This is a genomic window from Vibrio sp. 1CM23M (assembly GCF_023161755.1).
GTDB lineage: Bacteria > Pseudomonadota > Gammaproteobacteria > Enterobacterales > Vibrionaceae > Vibrio > Vibrio coralliirubri.
This window is the reverse complement of the sequence record NZ_JALNTR010000003.1, coordinates 640,974-665,877: the sequence shown is the minus strand read 5'-3', so window position 1 is coordinate 665,877 and position 24,904 is coordinate 640,974. Positions and strand designations below refer to the sequence as shown.

Here is a 24,904-nt window from a genome sequence, read left to right as displayed (position 1 = left end):
ATAGGTACAGTGTTTTGATTGTTAAAATTGCGTTCGAAAGATCGAGCGATTAACTATTAAACAAAACAGCGAGTCTTAAAACAAAAGAAGGAGCATTTGCCCCTTCTTTATGAATCAAAACTTAGTTCAACTTGTTAAGCGTTGGGTATTCAGAGTTCTTGATGTCATCAATGCTCTTAACGAACGGCTTCAAGTTTTGGAAAGTGCTCGGCAGTGTTGAGATTGCCTTTTTAGCTTCCAAGCGCGTGGCGTAGTCACCATAAAGTACCGTGAACCACTTAGTGCCGTTAACCATTTTGTAGTTTTCCCAAACTGGTTGAGAAGTCGTAGGTAGCATTTTCACGAAAGAATCGACTTTACTTTGGCTGCCAACAGCAACAACTTGAACTGTGTAACCAAAACGTTGGTTCATGTCTTGTTGTTTCTTGGTTGGGCCCGTCACTACGGCAACTGGCTTCGCTTTAGTCGTTTGAGCGACTTTCTGTTCAACAGGTTCGGTTCTGATAACGTTGACAACATTTTCTTCAACAACGCTTGATTGCTCAGACTGAGATACAACTGGAGCTTCAACTTTTGCCGTTTTGTACTCTTCTTGATAACTATCTGAAGTGACATTGGTAACGTAGTCGTCAGATACACATGCAGCCAAGAGCAGTGGCAAAGTCACAATTGCAAATTTTTTCATGGAAAGCTCTATATCCTTAATAATAATTACTATAAATCATGCCGATACGTCGGTTTAGAATCAAGTTAACTTTGAGATTATACACCATTAGTGGGTGACCTATTTCACAAACTTTATGCAGTGTTTGCTTATTCATCTGAATTCGGTGAATTTGCCATCAACCCGTGAGTGCAAAGTAAGTTACGATGAACTTACGTGCATTGCTAGGATATGTCTATGAATCATCTTGATCCCCTACTTAAACCCCGTTCAATCGCTGTTGTTGGCGCTTCTCAACGAGAAACGCGCGCAGGATATATTGTTATGAACAATTTGTTGCACGGGGATTTTAAAGGTGCGGTGATGCCAGTTACGCCAAAATATGACTCGGTGGCAGGCGTACTCTCTTACAAGAACATTTTGTCGTTACCGATTGTTCCTGATCTCGCAATCTTGTGTACCAATGCGACACGCAATGTCGCCATTTTTGAAGAGCTGGCTGAGAAAGGTATAGCCTCTGTCATTGTGCTTTCTTCCGACATGCAGCAAGAAAGCGATAATGGTGAAACGTATGATGAACGATGCCTAGTGATTGCAAAAAAACACAGCATTCGAGTGTTGGGTTCTAATAGTTTGGGGGTTATTGTCCCTTGGTTAAATTTGAACGCCTCATTCTCTCCAGTGACAGCATTACCCGGTAAGATCGCTTTTGTTTCTCAGTCGGCAGCTGTGTGTACCACGATTCTCGATTGGGCTAATGACAAAGAGATCGGTTTTTCAGCGTTTATCTCTATAGGCAATGGTAGCGATATCGAATTCTCGGAGTTATTGGATTACCTCAGTACCGATTCTCACACCGAAGCGATATTGCTTTATGTAGACAGCATTACTGATGCGAGGCGCTTTATTTCTGCAGCGCGTGCGGCTTCGCGTAACCGACGAATTTTGGTGTTGAAAGGCGGTCGAACGGCGAAAGGCAGAGCCGCAGCAATGGCTCACACTGGCGGTGCCGACACATTAGATATTATTTATGATTCCGCAATCCGACGCAGCGGCATGCTACGAGTTAAGAACTTACATGAACTGTTTGCTGCGGTAGAAACACTGACTCATTCAGTACCATTGCGCGGCGAGCGTTTAGCTATTGTTACCAACGGTGGTGGCCCTGCGATTATGGCGGTGGATACCCTATTTGATCGCGGAGGTAAGCTCGCTGAATTCTCTGAAGATACGCTCGACAAACTCAGTAAGGTTTTGCCATCGAGTTGGTCTCATAGCAATCCTATCGATATTGTTGGCGACGCTGGTGATCAGCGTTATATCGACACCATAAACATCTTACTCGATGGCGACGAAGCGGACGCGATTCTTATCATGCACAGCCCTTCAGCGGTCGCACATTCAGCCAAAACGGCAGAGCGAATTATTGAAGCGATTAAAAAGCACCCTCGCCACAGGCGCTTTAACATCCTGACGAATTGGTCTGGTGAGCTAACAGCAAGGCCTGCACGAAAGCTGTTTACCGAAGCGGGTTTCCCTACCTATCGAACCCCTGAAAGCTCAGTGGTCGCATTCATGCACTTAGTCGAGTACAGACGTAACCAACGTCAGTTAATGGAAACGCCGACTACTGCAGAAAAAGTACACATTGAAGATCTAGCAGATGCGAAAAGTTGGATAGAAAGACAACTACTGGATAAAGATACAGTTAGTCTTGATACTCACCAAAACAGTCAGTTTTTCAAGAGCTTCAACCTCGATGTGTTACCAACTTGGATCGCTTCTGACCCAAGTGAAGCGGTACACATCGCCGAAACGATTGGTTATCCCGTCGCAGTAAAATTACGCTCACCGGATATTGCCCATAAGTCAGACGTTCAAGGCGTAATGCTTAATTTGAGAAACAGCAGTGAAGTCGCTAATGCGGCTCAAGCGATTCTCGATCGTTCTCAGTTGTCGTTTCCTACAGCACACATCCATGGCTTGTTGATTCAAGGTATGGCTAAGCTCGCGGGTGGCCAAGAACTGCGTATTAAGGTCACAACAGACGAAACCTTTGGCCCTATCATTTTACTTGGTCAAGGTGGCTCTGAGTGGGATGAATCGATTGATGCTGCCGCTGCTTTTCCACCACTCAACATGACACTGGCGCGCTACTTGATTATTCGAGCCATAAAAAGTGGCAAGATTCGCCTACAAAAGCTTCCTAACCCGATTGATATAGAAGGCCTTTCTGAATTATTGGTTCGTATATCGCAGATGGTGGTTGATTGCCCTGAAATACATGATTTGGATATTCATCCAGTACTCGCCAACGGAGACAAATTCACGATATTAGACGCTGATATCATATTGAAAGCCTACGAAGGAGACCCGCAAGAAAGGTTGGCCATTCGCCCTTACCCAGTCGAGCTTGAAGAACGCATCCAGCTAAAAGATGGAACCGAAGTGTTGTTACGCCCTATTCTTCCCGAAGATGAACCGCTTCATGCTGACTTCATTAACCGTGTGTCTAAGGAAGACCTCTATAAGCGGTTCTTTAGTGATGTTGGTGAATTCAATCATGAGGCGTTGGCAAATTTCACTCAGATTGATTTCGATAGAGAAATCGCCTTTGTGGTCGTTCGCGAGGAACAAGGCGTTCCAGCGATCATCGGTGTGTCCCGTGCGCTGATTAACCCAGAGAACACGGACGCCGAATTCGCAATATTGATTCGTTCTGACCTTAAAGGTGTCGGTTTAGGTCGCATTCTGATGACTAAGGTTATCGATTACTGCCGAGCGAAGCAGACTAAACAGATGTCGGGTATGACAATGCCAACCAATAGAGGGATGCTGACACTAGCTCAAAAGCTCGGTTTTAAGCTAGATATCAGTTTTGAAGACGGTACTGCAGATATGGTGTTACCGTTACTTTAACGCCCATGTCTTTTTAAGATGTTGGATACACCAAGACTTGGCGTCGCCCATTTTGTTGCGTCGCCAAGCCATAACGATATCAATAGGCTGCGGCTCTGTACCGGAGATCTGCTGTAGTACGCCAGATTCAATCAAAGGTTTAGCGACACTATTCGGCAAGGTGCCAATCCCTAGTCCTGATGTCAAAGCCTCTACTTTCGCAGGAAAGCTCGTCACGGTTAAACGTGGCTGTTTTTCTAGAATATTGATGCTTAATGCTGGTTGATCGCGCGCGGTATCTGCAATAGCAATAACCCTGTAACTTTCTCTAGCCTTTTGGTCAAAATCACCAGAACGTTTGTGAACATAGTGGTTTGATGCCGCTACCCAAACCATTTCCATTTTACCGATAACGTCACTTTTCATGTCGTTCGGGATAGTGTCAACTTTAGGGCACACCAGCAAATCGGCTCGCCCATCTGAAAGTGATTCCCAACACCCAGCTAAGATCTCTTCTTGTAAACGAACGCGTGTTTTACTGATTTTTCCTAGTTCATCTACCAACGGGAAAAAGTTAGCAATCGGAATAATGCCATCAAAGGCGATGGTCAAATCGAGCTCCCAACCATTGGCTAGAATGCTTGCCTCGTTAACAAGACGTTCTGTTGCTCCAAGAATTACCCTACCTTGTTCAAGTATCAACTGACCCGCTTCCGTGAAATTTGCACGGTGGCCTGAGCGGTCAAAAATCATGATATCCAGATCTTGTTCAAGCTTCTGTATTTGATAACTGAGTGATGAAGGCGCTCTGTCCATTTCATTGGCCGCGGCGGCGAAACTTCCACGTCGGTCGATGGCATCTAATATGTGTAATGCTTCAAGTGTTATTGGACTATGCATCAGTTTCCTACTTTATAAATGAGAGGTTAATCACAAAAATGGAAGCATTCACCAGATAAATGGAACCATTAAAGGTCTTTCAATACAATGAGTTATACGGTTTAGGTGTGTTTTTAATGACAAAAGTACAAATAAATTGAAATGCAAATAATAGTAATTATCATTTAGATCCAATATTATCTTTCGCAAATCAAGATAATACTATGGAATTAAGGTAACTATCAGATGTATAAGCAATCCCTACTCTCTGCTTCAATCGTTTTAGCGCTTTCATCAACATCAGCCTTTGCTGAAGATTATGCCCTATTTGACGAGGTTGTTGTATCTTCGACTCGTACTAATCAAACACTTATCAATACAGCAGCTTCTGTTACTGTTATCTCGGATAAGCAAATTGAAGAGAACATGGCGAAAGACGTGAATGAAATCTTCGAATACACTCCGGGTGTAACGATGAATTCAAGTTCCCGCCAAGGTGCACAAACTATCAATATTCGTGGCATGGAAGGTAAGCGCGTTAAGATCTTAGTAGATGGCTCATCGCAACCAGGTTCATTTGATGGTGGCCCTTATGCATTTATTAACTCTAGCGGTATCTCAATCGACCCAGATATGCTGAAAAGCGTTGAAATCATCAAAGGCGCTGCTTCAAGTTTACACGGAAGTGACGCTATTGGTGGTGTTGTTGCTTTCGAAACTAAAGACCCTTCTGATTTCTTGAAAGATGGCGAAGACTTCGGTGGCCAAGCGAAACTGTCTTACTCTTCAGAAGATAACTCTTTCAGTGAGCACGTTGCATTAGCTAATCGATTTGGTGATTTGGAAACATTGGTTGCCTACACTCGCCGTGACGGTGAAGAGCTTCAAAACTTCCGCGACTCTAATAACTTAGAGAATTACGCAGTAGAAGATCAAGATACATCTGCAGATAACCTATTGGTAAAATTGCAATACCAATTGAACGAAAGCCACCGTATCGAGTTTCTAGGCGAGCTAATTAAGGATACTTCTGACTCTGATATTTATCACTCAAGCTACGATAGCTACACGGGTGCAGATGATACAGAGCAAAATCGATTTGCGATTAAACACATTTGGTTCGCTGATGGCGCTATCGCTGACACAGTGACGAGCAAAGTGTCATACATCTCTAAAGAAGAAAATGGGGTGACGAAGCGCTTTAAACCGGCAGGTCCTGGTTTCCCACCTTATGTCCCTGCTAACAATGATAATCTTCAAACAAAAGACTATGAATACACCGAAGATAAGCTTGAGATCGAAACTCAGCTAGATAAAGAGATTAACAACCATTACCTAGTTTATGGTGCAACATACACACATAGTGATATTAGCAATACAAACATGGAGTACAACTCTGATCCTGATACTGATGATCAGCTTTATGTATACACTCCTGATGCTAAAGAGCAGAAGTTTGGTCTGTTTGTACAAGACGAAATTAGCCTAATGAACGACAAACTTGTTGTTACTCCAGGTGTTCGTTTCGATTACTTCTCTACAGACCCTGGTAAAAATACGGGTGAGTCACTTACGGACTTCTCTGATTCTGCGGTAACTGGACGTTTAGGCTCAACATACAAACTTACTGATACAGGCACCATTTTTGGCCAGATTAGCCAAGGCTTTAGAGCCCCTTCTTTCGATGAACTGTACTACACGTATGACAACCCAGGACATGGTTACGTAAACGATCCAAACCCGGATCTTAAGTCAGAAACCAGTATCTCTTACGAGCTAGGTTACCGTCATAATACACAGGCTTCATCGTCTGAAATTGCGGCTTACTACAGTGATTACGATGACTTCATCGAAACAGTGGTAACGAAAAAAGTTGGCGGAACGACACACTACTCTAACGTTAACCTAGATTCGGCAACAATTAAGGGTGTTGAATTCTCTAACACGTTACTATGGGATGTTTTGGTTGGTGCACCTAAGGGTATTTCAACTCACTTCGTTGCTTCATACACAGAAGGTGAAGATGGAAACGGTAATGCACTGAATAGTGTTAATCCTTGGAATGCTGTATTAGGTCTTAACTACGATGCTCCAAACCAAAACTGGGGTACTAGCCTTAAGTTAAACTACACGGCTAACAAGTCTGGTTCAGACATCAACTTCGATGACGAAAGCGGCGGTAACGCTGGTCAAGCTGAGCTTCCGAGTGCAACGGTTGTTGACTTGACGGCTTACTACAAGCCAATGAAAGATCTTACTATTCGTGGTGGAGTATTCAACTTAACTAACGAAGAGTACTACCGTTGGAATGATATTCGCGGCGATGATGAGCTTTACAAAGAGAACTCACAAGCGGAAAGAAACTACGGTATTTCAGCTAAATACGAATTCTAATTCGTTAAAAACCTGAATTGCAGATACTAAAAAGCCAGCTAAATGCTGGCTTTTATTATTTCACTAAAAATTGTATCAAAAAGGGATAAAGTGAAATTACTTCTCTGCCATTTCTTTCTTAACCATTACTGCTGCAGCAATGATGAAAGTGATGATTAGGCCTAGTTCCATGATTAACTCCAAAGAAAATTAACATTAAACATATAATTCGCGTGCATGATAACACAACAGATACAGAATGATACTTTTTAACCACTAATTTACTTTTTATTCGATTTAGATCAAAAAAGATGCCCTAAAGCATCTTTTTGTAAGTTAACTATTCATGAAACAACTAGATCAACCAGGGAAACCATCAGGATTGGTTGACTGCCAGTGCCATGTATCTTCAGTCATTTCAGTCAGTGTACGTGTAGCATTCCAGCCGAGTTCTTTCTGAGCTTTAGCAGGATCTGCCCAACATTCAGCGATGTCACCAGGGCGACGCTCCACAAGCTTGTAAGGGATATCTTTACCGCTCGCTTTCTCAAACGCTTTAACCATGTCCAATACACTTGAACCGTTACCCGTACCAAGGTTGTAGATATGAAGACCGTCTTTGCGCCCTACTTTCTCAAGCGCTGCAATGTGACCATCAGATAGATCCATTACGTGGATGTAATCGCGAACGCCAGTTCCGTCTTTTGTTGGATAATCGCTACCAAACACAGATAGAAACTCACGGCGGCCAACAGCGACTTGAGATACAAATGGCATTAGGTTATTTGGAATACCTTGTGGATCCTCACCTAGCTCACCACTTGGGTGTGAACCTACTGGGTTAAAGTAACGCAGCAGTGTAATGCTCCAATCCGGATTGGCTTTTTGGAAATCGGTTAAGCACTCTTCAACCATTAATTTACTACGACCATATGGGTTGGTAGCGCTTGTTGGAAAGTCTTCAGTAATTGGAACACTTGCTGGATCGCCGTAGACTGTCGCTGAAGAGCTGAATACCAAGGTTTTTACACCCGCATCACGCATTGCATCAACAAGAACTAACGTGCCGTTTACGTTGTTATCGTAGTATTCAAGAGGCTTTTCCACAGACTCTCCGACGGCTTTTAGACCCGCAAAATGGATAACCGCTTCGATGTTGTGTTGCTTCATTGTTTCAGTCAAAAGCGCTTTATCACGAACGTCACCTTCAATGAAGTTGGGACGAACGCCCGATACTTTTTCGATACGTTCTAAAACGCTTGGTTTGCTGTTGTACAAGCTATCAAAAAGTACAGGTGTCATACCTGCGTTGATCATCTGGATACTTGTATGGCTACCAATGTAACCCATGCCACCTGTAATTAAAACATTCATGCTTAGCAGACCTTTAAATTAAAAATATTCAACCTATCACTTATGATACAACAACTTAGGGTGAGCTCACAAACACCGGAACCTATTTACCCTCACGAGCGAACACAAACTGACCTTTTCCTTTGCGTTTTGCTTGGTACATAGCCTCGTCAGCAACCTTTAGAATTACGTCAATATCACGTTCTGAACCATCAACTAAATGGATACCCAAGCTCGCTCCAACATGCAGTGAACGCTGTTTATAATTCACTTCTTGCCCGATCAGATCCAACAATCGCTCGGCTAACTTAGCTAACAAGACTTTGTTGGTCTGTTTAATAATAAGAACAAATTCATCACCCGACAAACGTGCAACTAAATCCCCCGCTCTTACCTTAGATAACAACCGGTTTGACACTTCTTTAAGGATTTCGTCACCCGCATCGTGTCCATAATTGTCATTCACTTCTTTGAAGCCATCTAAGTCCAAGTAAATAACCGCGAAATGCTGATTTGAATAGTGGCTCGACGTGACAACATCATCCATAACCTTATACAGCTGCGCTCTATTCGCTAACCCGGTTAATGCATCGTGATGAGCCAAGTGTTCGAGTCTTTCCATCTCTTTAACGTTGGATAAATCAGACAGCGTTAATACCATATCAAACTCGTCCTTCTCGTTGTCTGAGGCAATTCGATTCACTTTGACAAACATTGGAACTAAAGTGCCGGGCGCGCTTTTCTCCCACACTTCGCCTTGCCATTGACCATAGTTGTCTAACGAACTGCGAATTGTCGGCATCAATGATGAAAATTGCTGCCACGAAAATACTTCAAAGGGTGTTTTACCCACCAGCAGATCAGAGTGATAACCGAGAAGTTGTGTGATCGCCGGGTTAACCATGGTTATCACATTGGACGAGTTCAGCACGATCAAACCGTCTTTACTGTTTTCGAAAACACCCGCAGCGATACGTTGGCGGCTCATGGCCGTTTCTATGTCAGTCACATCTTGGATTGCATAAAGAATACGACCATGTTTTGTCAGTGAACGACTGCTCACACGAAGCCAGCGTTTTGATTGAAAGAGATCGGTGGTTTCAAGTAGTTCGTCATTGAGCTCAATATTGGCGTCGATGACGTCTTGTAAAAATCCTTTTTGCTTCGTTGTGATCAGCTCTTGGATCAACAAGTTGTCAAGAAACGCTTCTGAGCACTTAAAAATATCACGAGTGGCTACGTTCGCATGAACGATGAGCCCTTTTTCGTCCACGACTAACAACGAGTGCTGAACGGTTTCAACTACTTCATTTGCGAATGATTTTTCTTCTTGTAATTTATCTAGCGTAAAATTGATTTGGTTATCGCGATGTTGAAGCCTTTCTAGCATGGTATTGAATGCGCGAACCAGATCCCCTATCTCATCACGGTTGGTTGCGACTAATTTTGGTTGTTCTGATCGGCGATCGACAAAGGCTTGCATCGCCTCATTGAGGTCAAACATCGGCTTGATAATCAAGCGTTGAACCAATTTGACCAGTATTCCCCCTAATATCACCAGAAACAACAGGTAGACGGCTGCAACCTTGAAAATATTCGTTAAGATCGAATTAAACGTCTGTTTTGATATTGTCACTCTCAAGTTCGCGATAACAGCATCATCCAGAGTCACCGGAACAAGTAAGAAGATGAAATGTTCAGAGATGGCAAATTGATGATCCGCGATATCAATTAATTCATCAGCACTTGGCCTTGGGATCAAGGTATTGTTCACTTGATAGTTAGCAAATAACTGCTCATTAGCGTCATAGAGCTTTACCCTCACAATATCTTTATCTGCAACGAACGCAGACAAAATCTCCTGAGCAGACGACTTATCTTCAAATAAGATTGCAGCTTGTAGGTTATATGCTACCCCTTGCGCCAATACCTTAACTCGCTGGATTAGGCTCTCTTTCTCTCGCTCAAAAGTGACAGTGTAATTAACTGATTGAATAGTGACGAAAGTAGCCCCGATAAAGATAATAATCGGCAAGATCAGCTTGTTTTTAATCGATATATTATTAATGAAAGACAACATTACTGGCCCTCCACTATAGCGATTCGTAACAAATTTGAACCAATGATATATTCACCACGTCTCGCGTTTGTTAAGTTGATCTTAGGTTTGAGCTTGTTATCAATGTGCGTTAACTCAATGACACCTCCCATATCCGTAAAATTAGGAATATCACTGATCGTGACAGTATGGGGTGAGTGTGCATCGCTATTAAATTCGTTATTATCCAGATCAGATAGATAGGTGATATCACACTTAGGTGCCACCGATTGTTGAACTCGGATATCGAGCGAACGAATAGATTTCCCCTCTGTAATTGACGCTAGTACTTTGCTTACTTTTTTATCACCAATAACGCAAAAGTTAACAACATTCATTGTGCTTTCGTCATTCCAACGAATAAAGTTCGCAATCCTAAACAGGTACACCGCTTTAACTTCATGCGGTTTGAAGCTAGCCGCCGATGTATTCCAAGGCACAATAAGCATAGTCAAAGCGGCAAGGCCTAATTTAGTGAAGCTGAGCTTAATGCGGTGCTTAAGCCATTTAGAATTCATGAGAGACCCTCACATACACCGACTCTTGATTGACGCTTTTCTGAGATGTGAATTCAGCTTGATAGCCGTCACTCTTACCTATGTTTTCAACAACCACTTCAATTAAAGGTGCTGCGGACGATTTTTTCCACGCGAGACGTGCATCAAAGGTTATTTCATGCGGGTAAGATTGCCATTCATATTGAGTGCCATCACCTGCTACCCAATAGTCTGGGTAATTCACATTAATGTACTGGCCTATCACATCGAATTGCCAACTGTCGGTGATATTCCACATCAACTGTGCCGTAGCTAAATGTTCATTATCAATATCGTAATAAACACTAGTTTGTGGACTAGATTTAGGGTCATCACCTTTATTTTCACCTTCTAACGTTGTGTAAGCGTAGCTTAGGTAGCTGGTTAGATCTTCAGTTAGGTGATAACTCGCCCCCAACTCTAACCCATAAGTTTTCGCTTTATAGTCGTCAGATAACGCATAGACATAGACATGGTTTGCGGGGATATCGCTAGCGTCATAACTATGGAAGCGAAGGTTGTCATGTTCACTCAGGTAAATCGTTGCATCGAGTTCGAAATTTGAATTGTTTGAGTAGCGATAACCCATTTCCGCCGTTACGACGTTCTCTGTTTCAAGACTCGAACTTGATTTATATACATCTAGGTAGCTGTTGTTTGAGTCAGCATTGTAACTATTGAAATAATAGGTGGAATTGGAATCCATATAAGATGGTGCAACAACCGCACGGCTAAGCCCCGCCCATACGGAATGACGTTGAGTTAACTTATATAAACCACGCAATTGAGGTGAAAGCTCAGTTGAATCATTCTGTGTAAAGTGTTCAACCTTGGCACCAAGTGTAACAGACAGCGCTTCCGTCATTTGAATTTGAGACTGTATAAAAGCGTTCGCAATATAATCGTTGGCAGATTGGATATTGTAGGCTCGACCGTAGTAATCAGGGTTGTACCAATCGACGTCCGAAACTTGGCTTGAGGAGAAATCAAGATACATATATCGCAGGCCACCACCGAGTGTTAGCTGATGGTTTTCCGATAGTTGGTTGATATAAGTAGAGTCAAAATCGAGGGTCGAGTAGCTTCCCGGAGCGTCTGGCGCATTATCCTCATTATATTCACCCCATAACGAATATGAGAGTGTCGAACTTTCATCAAAATGGCGAGAGTCGTTGAATTGGACGTAAACAGATTGACTCTTGTTATCGAAATCATTGGCTTGTGACCCGACAAACGACCCTGAGTTATCATATTGAAACGTATACAACTCCGACTCATAAAAGCTTTTCTCACCACCGATACGTAATGACCAATTTTCTTCGACATTACTTGGCTGAAAAACCATCCCTGCCGTTTGTGCGTTCCATTTTTCAGATTCATTTGTGCGATACGTTGGTTCTTCTCGGTACTTATAAAAGGCACGAGCATTCACACTGTCGTTTAGGCTTAATCCCTGACGAACACTAAATTCATAGTTATCTGTATTAGATGCGACACCGGAGAGATAAGTCCCCTGCGTATCATTGGCAGACTTGGTAATGATATTGACTACACCATTAACCGCGTTGCCTCCCCAAATTGTTCCGCCGGGGCCTTTTAGTACTTCGATGCGTTCGATATCGGCAAGCACATAATCAACGTCGCTCCAATACGTACCGCCATAGACTGGGCTAAACAAGCTTCGTCCATCCATCATCACGAGCATCTTGTTATATAGCCCATCATGAAAGCCGCGTGTCGAAACAAACCATGAGGTTTCGTTGAATTTGGTGACTTTGAGTCCGGGTACAAGCGTTAGGACTTCCGCAATGGTTTTCGCGCCACTGCGCTGAATTCGCTCATTAGAAAGCACATACACCGACGAAGGAATGTCAGTGAGTTTTTGTGTTACTTTCGAAGCCGTTTCTATTTCGACATCTAACATAGACAACTCTTCAAGGCTCATCGACATGAGCTGGTCTAGAGAGTTTTCTTGAGCAGAGACAAAAACAGGTGTCGTTAATGCTAGTCCTAAGCAAACCTGGCGGGATATCATGTGCTCACCTAATATACAGATAGATATTAATCCTTTAATCAATAGTTCAACTATATATGAAATGCCATACTGGTAAATCTACGGTGTCGAAAGTTTGAGTTAGGTCACTGTTTATTTATGGTATTTATAAGACCGTCATTACTTACCTCAACGTAAAGGATTAGTACCACGTGACAACGAAGATTTTGCTTAATTGCGACATGGGAGAAAGTTTCGGCAATTGGAAGATGGGCGATGACGAATCGGTCATGGAATGGGTCGATATGGCAAACATCGCTTGTGGCTTCCACGCGTCTGATCCGCACGTTATGTCCAAGACGATAAAACTGGCGCAGCACTATCACACCCAAATTGGTGCTCATCCCGGTTATCAAGATCTCGTTGGATTTGGTCGCCGTTCTATTCCACACACCATGGACGAGATCAGTGAACTGGTGTGCTATCAAGTCGGGGCATTAAAAGCCCTTTGCCGCTATCACCACACCTCTGTTGGCTATGTGAAACCTCATGGCGCCCTTTACAACGATATGATGGCAAATATCGATGTGTTTAATGCGGTAGCCCAAGCCGTCGCGGAATTTAACATCCCCTTGATGATTCTCTCTTCATCAGACAATCAACAGTATTTGGATATTGCTGACGATCATGACCTACCTCTCTTGTTTGAAGCGTTTGCCGACCGTGCTTATTTAAATAACGGACAATTAGCGCCACGTACTCAAAAAGGCTCGGTTTACGTCAATCAAGACGATATCTATAACCAAGTTATGCAAATCATTAACTATGGCTCGGTTACGACTTTAGAGGGTGAAAGACTGCCTATTGAAGCCGATACCATCTGTGTTCATGGCGATAACCCTCAATCCATCGCACTAATTAGAAAAATCAGACAAGACCTCAACGCTTTTAATTAGTATGAAGCGTGTGATTGGTATGACGCATGGTCTAATCGCTCGCCTGATCGAGCACCTAACCAATTGCTTGTGAGATCTAATTGCTTTGTTTTGGCTTGGACACGGAATTGAGACACGCCAAGTAAGCTAATAAAAGGCAAGATAACAAACGTATGGAAACGAAATGACGACGAATCAGATTGAATTCAATATAGCGCCAGTCGCGGAATGCAGCGTTTTAGTGACTTTGACACTATCGCCTTCAAATAATCAATCTAGCGCCGAATATGCGCAGTACATGGCTCACTTTTCCGATGCCATTCGCCAAAATTTAGCATCGGTGTTGATGAATGTGACGCCGGCTTACCAAACAATATTGGTCGACTACCTCCCTTATCGAATATCAGAACAGCAGCTCATTGAACGGCTCAATAATTTGTTGAGTCATGCTCTGTCGTCCTTTTCTAGTGTTAATAAAACTCGTAATACGATTGAGCTTCCTGCCTATTACTCACCAGAAACGGCGCTCGATTTAGACCGATACCAAGACAAAGGTGTGACTCTGGACGATATTATTCAATATCACACCTCACAGACATACAGCGTCAGTGCGATTGGGTTTACGCCTGGCTTTGCGTTTATGTCGGATGTGGTTAATGAGCTTGCCTTGCCCCGTCACTCTACACCCCGCTTAAGTGTGCCCAAAGGCAGTATCGCCATCGCGGATACGAAAACGGCGGTGTACCCTTCGGAATCACCGGGAGGCTGGAATATTATCGGAAATTGCCCGCTTCCGTTGTTCGATCATAGCCAAATGAAGAACGCCGATATCACGCAAAGACCGCTGTCTCTGCTTAATGTTGGTGACACAGTCCGTTTTATCGCGATTTCAAAGAAAGAGTTTGTAGATTTGGGTGGAGGCATCGTAAATGGCTAAGACAAAAGCTAAACCAACACTGACAGTGATTAAGCCCGGTCCGTTGAGTTTGATTCAAGACTTTGGGCGATTTGGTGTTGCTCATCTTGGATTAACGCAAGGTGGACCGGTTGATGATTACTCTTATAGCTGGGCCAATCATCTATTGGGCAACCCAGTAAACCAAGCAGCGCTGGAAATCACGCTTGGGCAATGTGCGTTACGAATCGATTTTGATTGTGAGATGGCATTATGCGGGGGTGATTTACAAGCGAAGCTCGATGGTAAACCACAGCCTAACTGGCGTACTTTTCAAGCTTTTAAAGGGCAAGTTCTCTCATTTGGTTTGCCTAAAAATGGTCTAAGGGCGTATTTAGCTATTAAGGGCGGTTTCGATGTTCCATCAACTCTTGATAGCAGCTCTACAGTCACTCGTGAAAAGATTGGTGGATTAACGCAAGATGGAGAGCCATGCCAGCAAGGGCAACAAATAGCTTTTACCCAGCACCAACTATCACATCCATTTAAAGCGGTAAGTGTTACCTTCCGATACACGCCTGATTACAATCTACCCGTGAACCTACGAGTGATTGAAGGCTATCAGAGTGAGCTATTCTCCGAGTCAGCAAAAGAGACTTTGTATAACGCGCATTATCACGTTGACCAAAATTCCAATCGGATGGGTTATCGACTCAATGGCGAGCCCGTCGACTCGCCTGACATTTCGCTATTGTCAGAAGGCATTGCCCTAGGTGCGATTCAAATTCCCCAAGATGGGCAACCTATCGTGCTGCTTAATGACAGACAGACCATAGGTGGTTATCCGAAGATTGGATGTGTCGCAAGAATCGATTTACCACGCTTGGCACAAGCAAAACCTGGGCATGCGATATCGTTCAGCAAGGGTGATCGCATAGGCTTACAAGATGTTTGGTGCCAATGGGCTCAGTTTTTCGGCTATTAGTTTTTGCGATGTGTTATGTGCTAATTGCTATGTAGCTAAGAATAATCAACTAGGAATAATTAGCTAGGAAGATGTCGTTTGGATGAGTCTCGGTATCTAAGTTGGCGTTTGAATGAAGATTCGGCTTACCTATTACAGTAAGCCGAATTGAAGAAGTTAAGCGCAGTCGATGATGATTGGCTATTAAGCGTGATCTTGACCTGACACCTTGGCAAGCGCTTTTGGGTATCCACGTTCTTGCGTCAAATCTATCGCTCTGTTTTCAATATCATTTAGATTAAGTGACATTGTCACTGAGTGCGTATCTTCAATAGATGCCGCCTCTGATACATCAAACCATTGCTCAGCGACCTTTTGTGCCGCTTCTAATGTTGAAGAAGCTTTCACGACTTCAAGTCGAGCATAGCGTTCCCCACAGAATGAAACGTCTGAAGCTCTTAAGCTTGGATCGGTTCCCGGAATCTGTTGCGCACCAAACAAAGGTTTACCACCGACCAATGCAGAGCTAAAACTTGGGATGAACTGAGACATATGCGTTATTGCCGCGCGAGTTCTTAATTCAAGCTGCTCTTCACTCCAACCCGATACGATTTTCTTAAGCAGCTTCGAAGGCAACTGTGGCTGTGACGAGTCTGTTGATGAAGCAACAAGCCCTCCCTCAAACAGAGTAATCCCTTCTGTCATGCCGTGAAGTTGGAACACACCATCAGCATACGGCGTTAATTGCGCCATGCCTTGCGGTGTGCCTCTCGGACCATGGAAAATAACCTCTGGCCACTCTTCCTTACATTCTTGTGAAAATGGCCACTCTGTAACGTATGCAGCTTTAAATTCAACAAGTCTTTGCTGCTTAGAGCCAACAAAGTCGTCCACGATACCCGTTTCAAACCCACTCGCATTAATCAAGTAATCGGTCGTTAGTTGGCAGCTTTGGTTTTCGGCATCGGTATAAGTCAAAGACCAACCTTGACCTGTCGACTCAACAGATTGTAATCGGCTGTTGGTCAACACAGTACAGTTAGCTTGTTGCCCCAAAGAGAGTTGCGCGGTCGCAGAAAGCCGGAATACGCTCCAGCCATACTCTTGGACCATCGCAACAGGATACTTAAGAGTCTCTAAATCCGTATGTTTAGCGAAAGGAATACACCAATCATCAAGCGATATTGGTTTCAGAGGCTGTGTTTTCGCAGAAAGTGTTAATAAATCTTCTTTGCTGTACAGCTTATAATACTCTTCCGGATCACCGAGCACTTGGTTGCTTTTATCTTGTTTAACAAGATCGGCATAAGCGCTTTTGATTATCTTGAGACGAGGAAGCAGATCTAACGGCTCTCCACCATCACTGTGCGGAACGGCGATGATTGTCGGACGAATATTGATCGTATGAGGGAATAAGCGGACGGTATCAATTGACTGTGTGAGCAATTGAAGACACTGCTCTACAGAAATATCTCGATACAAATTGCCGCCAGCGTGCAGGTGGCAAATTGGTGGACCATTAACCAAACTCGGCCCTTTTTCTAAGATAGTGACCTTAAAACCCAACTCACTAAAGTGAATCGCGCTCGTTGTTCCGGCAATACCACCACCAACAATGGCAATAGAAGGTTGATTTGTATCCGTTTTGTTGTGGTTCATCGTGTTCTGTAGAATAAGATTAACTGCCGCTATTCTACTTTTGTTCTGCGATGAATTAAAACACATTTTTATCAAGGTCTTAGATAGGCGGGATTTAATATCTATGTAAAAAATATAAATAATCTCTTGACTCAATAACTCCAGATAGAGTTTTAAAGGTTATTCTAACAGTCAAATTTGTCCTAAGTGACGCCACATAAAGGCTGCCTCAGTACTCTTAAAACATAGAGGTTAACTTATCCCTAAAGTTATCCACCGTTTTTGTGGATAACTGTTGATAACGCTCTTGCTAAGTTGCGCAAACCCTTTGTTTACAGGGACTAACCGCTGTTCATTAAATCGGCATTATTGGGCAATTAGTTTTAAAAAATGCTAAAAAGAGTGGAATATAAGGTGCGATATTTTTTACTTATGCTACCGGTTGGTCAAATAAAAAACGGTCTAAAGCGACGTATTATAAATAGTGCATGACTAAGTATAAATAATCTCACTTTTAGACCGTTTTAAGCGCTTGGCTAGATCTCGCTAGCGACTAGCCAAAATCCTTGTTTACTGGTGCCAACAAACGTTTGATTAAGCTATTCACTACCGCGGCCAATGTGATGAACGTTAGCACCGGTAGCGCTATCCACAGCATCGGGTGAAGTGAAGGTTGTAACTCGAAGCCATAGTTCATAACGCCTGCTACACTGAGCTCAGAACCGAGCGCTGCAATTGAGCCTGCGACCAACGCCATTAACCCGTACTCACACCAAATAGTATTGAGAATTCGCTTCTTGCTCGCGCCTAATGTTCGATACAAGCGTATCTCTTGTTGTCTTTGAGATAAGCTCAATCGCAATAGAGTGAAGATAAGCAACAACCCCGCCACCACACCTAACGCCGCAAGTACGGTAATCGACCAAACAATCTGTTTAAGCAACTCTTGGATCTTGCTACCCATCTTACGAATATCCATCAAACTCACGGTTGGGTGATTTCGAGAGAGTTCATTGAGCATCTGATTATGTTGTTCTTCTAATCTGAAGCTCACTAACCAAGTAGAAGGAATTGAACTCAAGACATCTGGAGTGAAAATAAAGTAGAAGTTCGGCTTCATTTCTCGCCACTCGACTTTACGGATGCTATTCACCTTAGCAGAAACATTCTGGCTGTTGATTGTGAACGAAAGTTCATCGCCAATCTTTAGATCCAGTTGCTCCGCGACATCCGATTCCACAGATACGCCCTGCTCTTGTGTCCAGCTGCCTTCTAACACTTCATTGTACTCAGGTAAACTATCTCCCCAAGTGAAGTTGATCTCACGGCTTAATGCGTCTGTTTCTCCAGAGGTATCACTGTATTCCGATGCTTCAACACCGTTTATCGTCGTCAGTCTTCCTCGGATAATTGGAAACGCTTGAGTACGCTCTACTTCGTTTGCATCAATCGTCTCGAGATAACTGTCTTTTTCATAGCTTGCAATGTTAAGTGCAAACGCATTTGGTGCGTTCTCTGGCAAGGTTTGCTGCCAATCTGACAGTAAATCACTTCTTACCAACCAGATAATAGACAGCAACATCAGTGAAAGCGCTAAAGAGCCAAATTGAATCCCAGTTGCTAGAGGTGTGCGATTAATTCGGCTCAATGCTAAACGCATAGAAGTCGATGTCGGCAACTTACCAACCAAACGCAGAACAAGCGTACTGACGACCGCAAGCAATAAGAACAGGCAAGCGATACCCGCTAGAACTATCCATACCAATAGATTGTCGCCATACATCAACATCATTGGAATAATAGGTACTAGTAACAAGAGGTATTTATTGTAACTTTCATTGGACTGGTGACTTGATTGAATAACGCTAATTGCCGAGGTGTTGACCAAGCCAATTAACGGGATACCAAGAGCAGGAACACCAATTAAGATGCTTGATAAAATCGCCAAGATTGCAGGTTCAATACCATAGCTAGGAAGTGGCGTTGGTAATAAGTCGCCCAAAGGTATACGAAGCAAAAACTCCAAGCCGATACCGATGGTTATTCCCAGTACTGCACCGATAACCACTAATAGAGATACCTGTACAGACAACCATTTAACGATCCACTGCTTGCTTGCACCCAAACTCTTAAGCATCGCGATGGTTTTACGGCGACTCGCAACATAATGTTGGCAAGTGAGTACCAAAGTGGTCGCGGCCATGATCACAACAATAGCAACGGTTAACGAAAGATATTGAGTCGTGCTTTCGAACATGTCGTTAGTACGGCTCGCAGAATCTTGAGTACGCCAGCGATCGCTTGGTGTTAATTCTACGCTGTCTTGCGCGGCTTGCAGTTTTGTATCATCACCGTTTAGAAACAGCCTAAAACTAACACGACTGCCCGGTTGAATCGCTCCCGTGGCATCGATATCACTTGTATGAATCAGAACGGCTGGCATCTGTTGGAACGGGTTAAAACTTAAGCCTGGTTCTTGAGTGATTCGTCCAGTTATCGCTAAATCGGCATCGCCAATAGTGACAATGTCACCAATTTCAACCTCTAACTGTGCAAATATACGCTCGTCTAACCAAAGTTCACCCGGCTCAACATGGTTACTTGATGCTTTATCTGCGCCCTCTAAGATCATTTCACCGCGTAACGGGTAATTACTTTCAACCGCTTTCACCGTCACTAACTGCATCGAGTTGTCACTGAATGCCATGGTTGAAAAACGAGTCAACTGAGAGCTTTCTATTTGTTCAACTTGAGTGAGGTCTAACAAGGGTTGCGGAACTGGGTTTGCTGAGATAAACACGCTATCGGCAGTTAGTGCATCTTTGCCCTGCTTAACGATTACCTGCTCCATACGTTCGGCCAACGCCGACAATGCAAACACACAAGCAATAATAAGCGTTAAAGCGATTGAAACTGGCCACAACTGACCGTGTCGAATCTCTTCGATACTCCATGAAAACAGGCGTTTATTCAGTCCGTTTGATGAATTCAATTTAGACTTCCTCTATCTGACCGACATGCATCTTGAGTGTTCTTTGGCAACGTTGTGCAAGCTTAGGATCGTGTGTCACCAAAACTAACGTTGTGCCGTGGGATGAGTTCAATTCAAACAACAACTCAACAATTTTGGCTGCCGTTTGTTGGTCTAGATTACCTGTGGGTTCATCGGCAAAAAGGATTTTTGGCTTAATCATAAATGCGCGCGCCAACGCTACCCTTTGTTGCTCACCACCCGATAGCTGAGACGGCAAGTGATCAAGCCTGTCTTTCAAGCCTACTGATTCAAGCAGAGCCGTCGCGCGTTCGATGTCTTCGTCTTCTCCCTTCAACAAACAAGGCAACGTGACATTTTGTAGCGCAGAAAGGCTTGGAATTAATAAGAAGCTTTGAAATACAAACCCTACCGATTCACTGCGAATCTTAGCCCTTGCCTCATCATCAAGTTGTGAAAGTGGCTGTCCTAATAAACTGATTTCGCCTTTCGTTGGTACATCAAGACCAGCAAGCAGCGTCATTAGGGTCGACTTACCCGCGCCAGACGTGCCGACAATCGCGACAGTTTCGCCTTCACGAATATCGATATCGACGTGCTCTAGGATTGTTAAATGTTCTTGATTAGTAGACACTGTCTTCGAAACAGCTTCTGCTTTAATGATGGATGTATGCATGACTCGACTAATTTCCTTTTTATTCTTTATTTTATTTTCAACCGCTTCTTTGGCTCAAGATACCGAGTTAGATTCTAAGTTACTGGTCCTTGGTGATAGCTTGAGTGCTGGTTACAACATGGACATCAAACAGAGTTGGCCAAGCCTGTTACCAGACGCGTTAGCAAAGCATGACAAAACGGTAACCGTGGTTAACGGAAGTATTTCTGGTGATACAACGGGCAATGGTTTAGCTCGCTTACCACAATTGCTTGAAGAACATGCTCCAGACACCGTTCTTATTGAACTTGGTGCGAATGATGGACTTCGTGGGTTCCCACCTAAGCTGATGTCTGCGAATCTTGATCAAATCATTGAGCAGATAAAAGCTGCGGGCGCCAAACCTATAATGATGCAGATTAAAATCCCACCGAATTACGGAAAGCGTTATAACCAACAGTTTGAATACGTTTTTGCAGCGCTTGCTGATCAACAAAACGTACCACTTTTGCCGTTTTTCCTAGAGCATATCATCCTCAAACCTGAGTGGATGATGAACGATGGACTGCATCCAAAACCAGAAGCTCAACCTTGGATTGCTGAATTTGTCGCCGAAGAATTATATCAGTATCTTTAAGTTTTAATGGTCTAGCTCAATAAATTTTACACAGCTTTACGTTAGCCTGAGTGCATATCATCGTTAACTGTAAGGTTATTTATGCTTGTCGAACCTGTTATCAAGGGTGTGGTAGCCAAAAGTGCTCACCCTCTTGGCTGTCAAGAAGCCGTAAAGCAACAAATCAAGTTTGTTAAGAGTGCGCCGCAAATCAAAGATGGCCCTAAACGAGTACTGATTATCGGCGCTTCCTCAGGCTTTGGCCTTGCCGCTCGTATTGCCCTTACTTTTGGCGGCGCAAAAGCTGACACTATCGGCGTCTCATTCGAGCGCGGTCCAAACGAAAAATCCCTAGGTAGTGCTGGTTGGTACAACAACATCTACTTCAAAAAAGAAGCCGAACGAGAGCAACGCACTGCTATTAACATCGTTGGCGACGCATTTTCGCAAGAAACACGTTCACAAGTTGTCGAAGCCATTGAAACCTATTTCGAAGGTGAAGTGGATCTAATTATCTATAGCTTAGCTGCAGGCGTTCGTCCTAAACCAGATTCCGATGAGTTTTGGCGCTCTGCCATCAAACCTATTGGTGAAAGCGTAACTGGCGCAACCATTTCTCTGGAACACGACAACTGGGTCACCAACACGCTTGAAGCCGCGACGGAAGAAGAAGCCGAAAGCACACTCAAAGTGATGGGAGGCGAAGATTGGGAACAATGGATAGATGAACTCATCAACGCTGAATCTATTGCTCCGGGTTGCAAAACCATTGCTTTTTCTTACGTTGGTCCAGAAGTCACGCACCCTATCTACTTAGACGGTACTTTGGGCCGCGCTAAAATAGACCTTCATCAAACCAGCCACGCACTTAACCTTGAACTAGCAAACTTTGGCGGTAATGCTTACGCGACCGTGTGTAAAGCATTAGTGACCAAAGCGAGTGTGTTCATTCCGGGACTCAGCCCTTACCTGCTTGCTTTGTATAAAGTGATGAAAGAGAAAGAGACCCACGAAGGTTGTATCCAGCAAATGCAGCGTCTGTTTAGCAGTAAACTCTATGGTCAATCAAAAGTACCACTTGATGGTGAGCGATTGATCCGTATGGATGATTGGGAATTAGACCCAGAAACCCAAACGCACGTAACTGAATTACTAGAAAAGATGGATGAAAACAACTTCCAAACTTTAGGTGATTACCAAGGGTTTAAAGAGGAATTTCTGCAATTAAATGGGTTTGATCAACCATCGGTAGACTATAGGCAGAAACTTAACACAGAAGATTTTATAAAGTTAAAGCCTTAATCTGAAATTATCTCATTACTGAGACCCGGATTCACATTTGAAAACCTCTGAAAAATTGCGGAGGTTTTTTTGTGCAACATTTCTTATACTTAATTAACGCAAGATTCACAGTTTATTCGATTCATCATAATTAACACAGGATGTGTTGATGCATTTAGCATAATTGACTCGGAGTCATATGAAGAAAATAAAAACGATAGACTTAGATATTCCAGACGATATGGAGTCCGGTTGGCAGAACATTGTTGACCTCTTAGCTCAAATCACTCAAGTGCCTGCCGCGCTCATCATGCGTGTTCACGCCAATTACATTGAAGTATTCTCTACTAGTCGCAGTAAAAACAATCCATACAACAAAGGTGATTCGGAAACCTTAGGCAATGGGCTTTACTGTGAAACGGTGATGGAGTCTCAACAACAACTTGTTGTGCCCAATGCTCTCGCTGACCCTGCCTGGGAAAACAACCCAGACATAAAGCTCGGTTTAGTCTCTTATTGTGGAATTCCGCTGCTTTGGCCGAATGGTGAATTATTTGGCACTATCTGCATTTTAGACTCGAAAGAAAACCACTACACTCCCACCTATATCAAGCTTTTACAGAGCTTTCGCACCTCGATAGAGTCTCAGCTTAAAACCCTGTTTCAGCATGCTAAGCTCACTCAAATGAATAGAGACTTAAAAAATCGTGTTTACACTCGGACTAAAGATCTTGCGAGTCTTAATTATTCATTAAATCAAGAGATTGATAAGCGAAAAGCTGCAGAGCAAAAGATTAACTTCCAAAAGAATCACGATCTAGGTACGGGCTTTTTAAACCGAAACGCATTTGAATCTCGCTTAAACCACAAGCTACTGTCACAGCGAAGGCTGACGGACAGCTCATTTGCAGTCGTTCATATTGGTTTTACCAACGGCAGACGCATTCAGGCTCGATACGGCTATAACGCGTTAGACCAAGTGCTTGTTGAATACCGAAAACGTATCGACAGTATTTCTGATATCGATGTATTAACTGCACGCCCTACTTCGGTCGATCTCGTGCTGGCGTTTAGCGTTAAAGATTTGCACCATCGCCTTGAAGAACTTTGCCAGACGCTCGTTAAAGTTGGCCATTCAGAATTCGACATCGAAAGTGACAAAGTGCATTTACACGCCTTTATTGGGATTGCAATTACCAACGACGAAGATGACGCGGAAAGCATTCTGCAGAAATCTTCTGAAGCGATGTTAGCGTGTAAAGATTCAGGACAAAAGTTCGCTTACTATTCTCAATCCCATACCGAAGAACAAACCCACATCAATAAGATTGAAGGCTATTTACTTCAAGCCGTTCGTAATGATGACCTTATGCTCTACTTTCAACCCAAAGTTTGCCCGTTGACGCATCGCTGGGTCGGTGCAGAAGCGTTGCTTCGTTGGCGACATCCTGTCTTGGGCGACATCTCTAACGAAACCCTGATTCACATGGCTGAGCAAAACGGTTTGATTTTCGAAGTTGGTAGCTTTGTTCTACGCAATGCGATTGAAAAAGCAAAAGAGTGGTCCGAATACGTCGACGATTTTAAAATGGCCGTCAATGTGTCTGCGATTCAACTCAAGAACGTGCACTTTGCGGAACAAGTGGTTCACCTACTCGAGACCTATCATCTAGACCCTCGCTTCTTAGAACTTGAAGTCACGGAGAGCGGCCTGATTGCTGATGAAGTGGTTGCCAAGAATACCTTGGAATCTTTGCACGACATTGGCGTTACATTGTCACTAGATGACTTTGGTACGGGCTACGCCTCTTTCAGTTACCTGAAGAAATTCCCATTCGATACTATTAAGATTGATAAGAGCTTCATCGACCAAATGCTTAACTCACACGAAGACTCGGAAATTGTTCGTTCTATTGTTCAAATTGCCAAAAAGCTCGACCTAAAAGTGACGATTGAAGGCATAGAATCGGAGGTTCAGGAGCAATTTATTATCAATGAAGGCTGTGATGTGGGCCAAGGTTACCTTTATGGAAGGCCAATGCCGAGCCAAGAATTCGAACACAGCTTAATCAATCAAAACTATTTGGGGACAACTCGTTACGCTTAAAGCGAAAAAGAGCAGTTAGTTTTGGAT

At 43.4% G+C, this 24,904-nt stretch carries 17 protein-coding genes; 8 read left to right on the top strand and 9 right to left on the bottom strand.

Annotated features, from left to right (window positions below; all coding sequences use genetic code 11):
• Positions 1–121 precede the first annotated feature (121 nt).
• The gene (locus MSG35_RS13815; RefSeq protein WP_248384313.1) at positions 122–685 is read right to left on the bottom strand and encodes an SPOR domain-containing protein; all 564 of its coding nucleotides are present in this window, start codon (positions 683–685) and stop codon (positions 122–124) included.
• Between the two features lie 216 nt (positions 686–901).
• Between MSG35_RS13815 and MSG35_RS13810 the strand changes: the two genes are divergently transcribed.
• On the top strand, positions 902–3,583 hold the full coding sequence (locus MSG35_RS13810) for a bifunctional acetate--CoA ligase family protein/GNAT family N-acetyltransferase (RefSeq protein ID WP_248384312.1): 2,682 nt from the start codon (positions 902–904) through the stop codon (positions 3,581–3,583).
• Here the strand turns inward: MSG35_RS13810 and MSG35_RS13805 are convergent.
• Positions 3,575–4,462, bottom strand: coding sequence for a LysR family transcriptional regulator (locus MSG35_RS13805; protein ID WP_193840415.1), 888 nt, complete (start codon positions 4,460–4,462; stop codon positions 3,575–3,577). The two genes, MSG35_RS13810 and MSG35_RS13805, sit on opposite strands and share 9 nt — an antisense overlap.
• 225 nt (positions 4,463–4,687) lie before the next feature.
• Here MSG35_RS13805 and MSG35_RS13800 point away from each other — a divergent pair, with 225 nt between their 5' ends.
• Positions 4,688–6,835, top strand: a complete 2,148-nt coding sequence (locus tag MSG35_RS13800; RefSeq protein ID WP_248384311.1) for a TonB-dependent hemoglobin/transferrin/lactoferrin family receptor — start codon at positions 4,688–4,690, stop codon at positions 6,833–6,835.
• A gap of 339 nt (positions 6,836–7,174) precedes the next feature.
• Here the strand turns inward: MSG35_RS13800 and galE are convergent, their stop codons facing one another.
• The 4 genes from galE to MSG35_RS13780 form a co-directional block, all read right to left on the bottom strand.
• On the bottom strand, positions 7,175–8,188 hold the full coding sequence (galE, locus tag MSG35_RS13795; protein ID WP_248384309.1) for a UDP-glucose 4-epimerase GalE: 1,014 nt from the start codon (positions 8,186–8,188) through the stop codon (positions 7,175–7,177).
• An 82-nt stretch (positions 8,189–8,270) separates the two neighbouring features.
• Entirely contained in the window at positions 8,271–10,247 is a 1,977-nt protein-coding gene (locus MSG35_RS13790) for a diguanylate cyclase (RefSeq protein WP_248384308.1), read from the bottom strand.
• The gene (locus MSG35_RS13785; RefSeq protein WP_248384306.1) at positions 10,247–10,783 is read right to left on the bottom strand and encodes a YfiR family protein; all 537 of its coding nucleotides are present in this window, start codon (positions 10,781–10,783) and stop codon (positions 10,247–10,249) included. The genes MSG35_RS13790 and MSG35_RS13785 overlap by 1 nt, the downstream gene beginning before the upstream one ends.
• The gene (locus MSG35_RS13780) at positions 10,773–12,836 is read right to left on the bottom strand and encodes a TonB-dependent receptor (RefSeq protein WP_248384304.1); all 2,064 of its coding nucleotides are present in this window, start codon (positions 12,834–12,836) and stop codon (positions 10,773–10,775) included. The genes MSG35_RS13785 and MSG35_RS13780 overlap by 11 nt, the downstream gene beginning before the upstream one ends.
• 170 nt (positions 12,837–13,006) lie before the next feature.
• On the opposite strand from MSG35_RS13780, the gene MSG35_RS13775 reads away from it, so the two are divergent.
• The 3 genes from MSG35_RS13775 to MSG35_RS13765 all read left to right on the top strand — a co-directional run bounded on the left by MSG35_RS13775 (position 13,007) and on the right by MSG35_RS13765 (position 15,609).
• Positions 13,007–13,750, top strand: coding sequence for a 5-oxoprolinase subunit PxpA (locus MSG35_RS13775; protein WP_017071504.1), 744 nt, complete (start codon positions 13,007–13,009; stop codon positions 13,748–13,750).
• A 163-nt stretch (positions 13,751–13,913) separates the two neighbouring features.
• On the top strand, positions 13,914–14,666 hold the full coding sequence (locus MSG35_RS13770; RefSeq protein ID WP_248384303.1) for a carboxyltransferase domain-containing protein: 753 nt from the start codon (positions 13,914–13,916) through the stop codon (positions 14,664–14,666).
• Positions 14,659–15,609 (top strand): biotin-dependent carboxyltransferase family protein, encoded by a 951-nt coding sequence (locus MSG35_RS13765; protein ID WP_248384302.1) that lies wholly within the window; start codon positions 14,659–14,661, stop codon positions 15,607–15,609. The genes MSG35_RS13770 and MSG35_RS13765 overlap by 8 nt, the downstream gene beginning before the upstream one ends.
• Before the next feature lie 183 nt (positions 15,610–15,792).
• Here the strand turns inward: MSG35_RS13765 and MSG35_RS13760 are convergent, their stop codons facing one another.
• The 3 genes from MSG35_RS13760 to MSG35_RS13750 all read right to left on the bottom strand — a co-directional run bounded on the left by MSG35_RS13760 (position 15,793) and on the right by MSG35_RS13750 (position 20,894).
• Positions 15,793–17,247, bottom strand: coding sequence for an FAD-dependent oxidoreductase (locus MSG35_RS13760; RefSeq protein WP_248384301.1), 1,455 nt, complete (start codon positions 17,245–17,247; stop codon positions 15,793–15,795).
• Between the two features lie 532 nt (positions 17,248–17,779).
• Entirely contained in the window at positions 17,780–20,218 is a 2,439-nt protein-coding gene (locus tag MSG35_RS13755) for an ABC transporter permease (protein ID WP_248384300.1), read from the bottom strand.
• Between the two features lies 1 nt (position 20,219).
• Positions 20,220–20,894, bottom strand: coding sequence for an ABC transporter ATP-binding protein (locus MSG35_RS13750; protein ID WP_004730959.1), 675 nt, complete (start codon positions 20,892–20,894; stop codon positions 20,220–20,222).
• Here MSG35_RS13750 and MSG35_RS13745 point away from each other — a divergent pair.
• The 3 genes from MSG35_RS13745 (at position 20,893) to MSG35_RS13735 (ending at position 24,877) form a co-directional block, all read left to right on the top strand.
• Positions 20,893–21,510 (top strand): arylesterase, encoded by a 618-nt coding sequence (locus MSG35_RS13745; protein WP_076657240.1) that lies wholly within the window; start codon positions 20,893–20,895, stop codon positions 21,508–21,510. The genes MSG35_RS13750 and MSG35_RS13745 overlap by 2 nt on opposite strands.
• An 81-nt stretch (positions 21,511–21,591) precedes the next feature.
• Entirely contained in the window at positions 21,592–22,791 is a 1,200-nt protein-coding gene (gene fabV, locus MSG35_RS13740; RefSeq protein WP_248384299.1) for an enoyl-ACP reductase FabV, read from the top strand.
• 178 nt (positions 22,792–22,969) lie between these two features.
• Entirely contained in the window at positions 22,970–24,877 is a 1,908-nt protein-coding gene (locus tag MSG35_RS13735) for a GGDEF and EAL domain-containing protein (RefSeq protein ID WP_248384298.1), read from the top strand.
• Positions 24,878–24,904 lie beyond the last annotated feature (27 nt).